Below are 2157 nucleotides of genomic sequence, written 5' to 3'. Positions count from 1 at the left end.
GGTGGTGGCAATGGCGGTGCCGATAATTTTAATGTAGGCCAGTCGAATGGGATCAGTAAAACGAATGCGGCCGGTATTAATTTTAGTAATGTTTATGGTAAAAAATTAACCTTAACAGGCAGTTACTTTTTTAACAAAAGTATTAATACTAATGAAAGCTTAACCAATACCCAAACTTTTTTTAACCCTAAAAATTTGTTTGGCGTGCAAAAAAGCACTTCATCAAACAATAATACCAATCACAGAATTAATTTAAGGCTGGAGTATAAATTGGATTCTGCCAATTCATTGTTTATTATTCCAAGCATCAGCTTTCAGAACAATAAATCGGTATCTGTTTCTTCTGCACAAAATTTTTATGCCGAAAATGATTCTACCGGTGTATCATTAACTAAAAATAATTCTAACAGGGATGGCTATAATATCAGAAATAACATTATGTTCCGCCACTCATTTCCAAAAAGAGGCCGTACCATTTCATTTGGCTTTAATACCGGATGGAGTAAAAATGATGGGGAAACTATAACTGACGCAAGAAATAAATATTACGATTCCACCAGTGTTTCAGAAGTGTTATCAAACAGGTTTAGAGATAGTAAAACCAGTGGTACTACAATTGGGGGTAACATATCTTATACAGAACCTGTTGGAAAAAAAGGCCAGTTACAAATTGATTACACGCCAACAGTACAAAAAAATAAAGCTAATCAGCAAACCTTTAATTACGATGGACAGAAGTACACCCTGTTCGATGGTAAATTATCAAATCTTTTCGATAATACTATTACCACTAACAACGCTGGTATCAATTACCGGTTGGGGCAAAGCAGGGATGAACAACTTTCTTTTGGTGTAAATTTTCAAAATTCTAAATTAGAAAGCCAGCGAATTTTTCCCACTGCAACTTCAGTTAATCAGTCATTCACTAATGTACTGCCCAATTTAATGTGGCGTAAAAAAGTATCTTTAAACAGTAACATACGTGTTTTTTACCGGGCATCAACTAATTTTCCATCTATTACACAGTTACAGGATGTTGTTAGCGACACCAACTCTTTATCGGTAAGCAGCGGCAACCCCAACTTAAAACAATCTTATACTCATTTTGTATCAGGGCGCTATTCTTATACCAATTCTAAAACCAGTAAAAGTTTTTTTGCTAATTTGTTTTTGCAAACTGCAGCTGATTATATTTCAAATGCATCTTACTTTATTAAAACAGATTCTGTTATAAATAATGTAACGGTAAAAAGAAATTCACAATTTTCTAAACCGGTAAATTTAGATGGCTATAAAAGCCTGCGTACTTTTTTTAATTACAGTATGCCGTTAAAATTTATTAAAACAACGCTGAATTTAAATGCAGGATTTAGTTACTCCAGATTACCCGGTTTGATAGACTACAAACCCGCTGTTACCAAGAATTACAATTATAACACAGGTGTGGTGTTTGCAAGTAATATAAGTGAGTATGTCGATTTTAATTTATCGTACAGCGCAAATTTTAATAACTCATCAACCAATACAACAAAAAGCACTACTACCAAATATGTTAATCAGGCAGCAGGCGCACAAATTAACCTGTTAAGTAAAAAAGGCTGGTTTATTCAAAATGATGTTTCGGGAAATGCCAATACTGGTTTAGCTGCAGGTTTTAATCAAAGCTTTTGGCTGTGGAATGCCGCAATCGGTAAAAAAATATTGAAAGGTCAAACAGGAGAAATTAAATTATCTGTTTTTGATTTGTTGAAACAAAATCAAAGCATTACAAGATCGGTAACCGATACTTACATACAAGATGTACAAACACAGGTATTAAGACAATACTTTATGCTTACGTTTACTTATAAATTGAAAAATTTTGGTACCGGCCCTGCAAGGCAAAATAATTTTAACCGTGGCGACAGGCCAATGATGCCCGGTGGTGGTTTTGGTGGTAACAGGGGTGGCGAATTTTAGTTACTTTTAAAGTGAAATAATAAAATGATACGTTTTGAATCAACCGGAATTAATTGTGCAATTGCAGCAGGGAGATGAGCAAGCTTTTAAAAAGCTGGTAGAGGAATGGCAGGATATGGTTTATAATACAGCAATTGGTATTGTGCAAAACGAAGATGACGCCGATGATATTACGCAGGATGTTTTTATACAGGTGTA

2 protein-coding genes are annotated in these 2157 nt (G+C 34.4%); both read left to right on the top strand.

Going from position 1 to position 2157, the window contains the following annotated elements:
• Positions 1-1959, top strand: a 1959-nt coding sequence (locus ACY65O_RS05160) for an outer membrane beta-barrel protein (RefSeq protein ID WP_462219780.1), incomplete at its 5' end; no start/stop codon positions are given.
• Positions 1960-2014: 55 nt separating this feature from the next.
• Positions 2015-2157, top strand: a 143-nt coding sequence (locus tag ACY65O_RS05155; protein WP_462219781.1) for an RNA polymerase sigma factor, incomplete at its 3' end; no start/stop codon positions are given.

This window comes from Ferruginibacter sp. (assembly GCF_031430955.1).
Classification (GTDB): domain Bacteria; phylum Bacteroidota; class Bacteroidia; order Chitinophagales; family Chitinophagaceae; genus Ferruginibacter.
This window is presented reverse-complemented; position numbering and strand designations above follow the sequence as displayed.